The organism is Stutzerimonas marianensis (assembly GCF_022810315.1).
Classification (GTDB): Bacteria; Pseudomonadota; Gammaproteobacteria; order Pseudomonadales; family Pseudomonadaceae; genus Stutzerimonas; species Stutzerimonas marianensis.
In genome coordinates, this window is the sequence record NZ_JALGRD010000026.1 from 1 (window position 1) to 3070 (window position 3070).

Below are 3070 nucleotides of genomic sequence, written 5' to 3' on the forward strand. Positions count from 1 at the left end.
TCAGGCGCCCATCAGGGCGCCTTTTTTCGTTTGGTGCACCCGCTCGCGCTGCGGGTCAACCAAATGACCGGTAGATTACAAATTCGCAAGATAGCCCTCACAGGGCTTTTACCGCGTTAAAGTGCTTCCCGCTTCCCTGGGCAGATCTTTTCGCCTCTGCCTTTCACGCTAGAGCCAAGCCGCTTTCGTCTTGACCTAGTTACTACATGGATTTTTTTGGTTCCGCTTACCGCGCACCTCCTTGCCGAGTTACCTCAAAACATGCGCATCCTGGTTGTCGAAGACGAGATCAAAGCTGCGGAATACTTGCAGCAGGGTCTTATCGAATGTGGTTACTTGGTCGATTGCGTAAGTGATGGCCTCGATGGGTTTCACCTGGCACTGCAGAACGACTATGACATCGTGCTGCTAGATGTGAATCTGCCAACCATGGATGGGTGGGAGGTTCTCGAACTCATCAGGCGGCGTAAGCAGACACGCGTCATCATGCTGACTGCCAATGGCCGCTTAGAGCAAAAAGTCCGCGGCTTGGAATCGGGCGCCGACGACTATCTGGTCAAGCCGTTCCAGTTCCCCGAGCTGCTTGCCCGTATCCGGACACTGTTGCGGCGAGGCGAGGCAGTCACACTTCCGAGCAACCTGCGTGTAGCCGACCTCGAACTGGACCCGGCCCGGCATAGGGCTTACCGGAGCGGTCAGCGTATCGACCTCACCAGCAAAGAATTTGCGTTATTGCATCTGCTCATGCGCCGGACTGGCGAAGTCCTCACGCGTACGGAAATAACTGCCATGGTGTGGGACATCAATTTCGACTGCGATACCAATGTGGTGGATGTTGCGATTCGTCGCCTGCGGATGAAAGTGGACGAACCCTTCGGCGATCGCCTGATACACACCATCCGGGGTGTGGGCTACGTGCTGGAGGCGCGGCCTTGAAGCCACTCAGCCTCGCATCGCGTCTCGCGCTTCAAATCACACTGACCGGCGCCGCTTTGGTCGCGCTGCTGATTGCACTGAGCTACTGGGTACTGGTGCGCCAACTGGAACTGCGCGCCCAGGAGGAAGTGACGGCCAAGCTCTCTCAGATCGATCATGGACTCCTCGAAGACACCAAAGCCCGTATGGGCCGCTCCTGGCAACACGCATTGAGCGATACCGTACTCGGCCATGACAACCTTTCGATTACGGTCATCGGCGATACAGCGAAATCACCCATTTTCAGTATCGGCCGATTCGCCAATGCGCCGCAGCAGCTGGATCTCGTGAGCAGGGACGGCGACTATCTTGGCTGGACAACGAAAGATGGCGTGCAGATGCTAACCGGGCGCAAGCAAATCCAAGTCCCGGGACTGGCTCCAATGACGCTTTTACTTTCGCAAGATCGCAGTGCCGATCAACGGCTGGTGGCTGCATTCCTGCGCTCGGCCTTAGTGACCGTGCCGATGCTACTGATATTGATCGGATTGGCTGGATGGCTAATCGCCCAAAATGGCTTGCGGCCGCTTCGCAAGTTCCGGGCCTTGGCGACTAAGGTATCTACACAGGATCTNTCATGAGTTAAAAACTCCGCTGAACAACCTGATAGGCAAGGCGCAGGTGACTTTGGTGCGTGAGCGAAGCAAGGAGCATTATCGGGAGGTGATCGAGTCGTCGGTTGAAGAACTCGAACGCATGGATCGAATCGTGTCAGACATGCTGTTTCTCGCCCAGGCCAGCCACGCCAGCCCAGCACTGAAGCTCGAACAATTATCTTTAGGAAGCGAGGCGAGGCGCGTATGTGAATACTTCGAAGTCCTTGCCGAAGAAGCGGGAGTCGCTACGACAGTAACAGGCGATGCCATGATTTTGGGAAATCGACTTATGGTCCAGCGGGCCATTTCCAACCTGCTATCCAACGCGCTGCGGCATTCAAATACTGGCAGTACGGTCGAACTTAAGATCCTTGAGGAGGACGTAGACATCGTCTCGCTGGCTGTCACCAATCATGGCGCGACTATCGAATCGGATCATCTCCCACATCTGTTCGACCGCTTTTACCGCGTTAACGGCATACAACCTCGCGGGGCAGGATTGGGGCTAGCGATTGTCCGCTCAGTGATGAACCTCCACAAAGGCCACGTGGCCGTCGCCAGCAAAGACGGTCGGACCACGTTTGAACTCACGTTTCCTCGGCAGGCCTGACTCAAAGTGATACCGCACGGAGACAGCCATCACTACGAAGGGGCAAAAACCACAGGGACAAACAACCATTTCGAGGGCATGCGCGTTGGCCGGGTAACCAGGCCCGCAAGCCCCAACGCCGTTCATTTAATGCATGCGTCCTCGCTAATTCCGGCGAGAATGCCGCAAGCCTCAACTTCCCGCCCATCGTTGCAATTAGCCCGCAGTGAAACGAGTTGTCGTTCGAGTGATTGCAGAGCGGTTATCTGGGATCTGACTTGAGAAATGTGATCATCGAGTAAGGCATTGACGGCCGTACAAGGCTGGCGAGGGTCATCCTGGTAGCTTTGGAGTGCGTGAATCTCTGGAAGTGACAGATTCAAGATTCGGCAGCGCCGGATGAAAGCTAGCCGCTCGCCATGCTTCTCGGTGTAGACACGATAGCCGTTCGCCTGGCGATCAGGCGGTGGCAACAAGCCCTGCTGCTCATAGAAGCGGATCGTCTGTGTATCAATCCCTATTAGCCTTGCTAACTGACCAATGCGCATCGTGTGAATCCTCATCGGCTCTGCGTTATTGACCTTATAGTAGCTATAAGGCTTTTAATGATCCCATCTTCGATTTCAAGTGGAGCCGTATCATGAGCAAGTCCGATGGTCCCTGCGGCTGCGATGCGACGCCAGCCGCTGATGCCGATGTGCAAAACCCTTCCGATACGACGGGGCAATGGGTCAGTGTTTACGCCGTGCCCAAGATGGATTGTCCATCAGAAGAGCGAATGATCCGCTTGGCGCTGAATGGTTTGGACGGAGTTCGGAAGCTGACTTTTGATCTGTCGGACCGTCGGTTAGATGTCATGCATGACAGTGCCGTTGAGCCCATAATGTTGGCGCTGATGGAAAATTGACCC

General features: G+C 55.4%; 3 protein-coding genes and 1 pseudogene. 3 read left to right on the top strand and 1 reads right to left on the bottom strand.

Features of this window, described 5'->3' with window-relative positions; translation table 11 throughout:
* Window positions 1-261 precede the first annotated feature (261 nt).
* Both MST27_RS22045 and MST27_RS22050 read left to right on the top strand, forming a co-directional pair.
* Window positions 262-936, top strand: coding sequence for a heavy metal response regulator transcription factor (locus MST27_RS22045; protein WP_008569962.1), 675 nt, complete (start codon window positions 262-264; stop codon window positions 934-936).
* A gap of 552 nt (window positions 937-1488) precedes the next feature.
* Complete coding sequence (locus MST27_RS22050; RefSeq protein WP_243607994.1) at window positions 1489-2181, top strand: ATP-binding protein; 693 nt, start codon at window positions 1489-1491, stop codon at window positions 2179-2181.
* 122 nt (window positions 2182-2303) lie between these two features.
* Here the strand turns inward: MST27_RS22050 and cadR are convergent, their stop codons facing one another.
* The gene (gene cadR / locus MST27_RS22055; RefSeq protein ID WP_003292662.1) at window positions 2304-2708 is read right to left on the bottom strand and encodes a Cd(II)/Pb(II)-responsive transcriptional regulator; all 405 of its coding nucleotides are present in this window, start codon (window positions 2706-2708) and stop codon (window positions 2304-2306) included.
* Between the two features lie 92 nt (window positions 2709-2800).
* On the opposite strand from cadR, the pseudogene MST27_RS22060 reads away from it, so the two are divergent.
* Window positions 2801-3043 (top strand): annotated as a pseudogene (locus MST27_RS22060) (heavy-metal-associated domain-containing protein); the annotation flags it as partial.
* Window positions 3044-3070: the final 27 nt, after the last annotated feature.

Coding starts and splice junctions, on each gene's coding strand:
- MST27_RS22045 (WP_008569962.1), top strand. CDS start 262: ATGCGCATCCTGGTTGTCGAAGACGAGATCAAAGCTGCGGAATACTTG.
- cadR (WP_003292662.1), bottom strand. CDS start 2,708: ATGCGCATTGGTCAGTTAGCAAGGCTAATAGGGATTGATACACAGACG.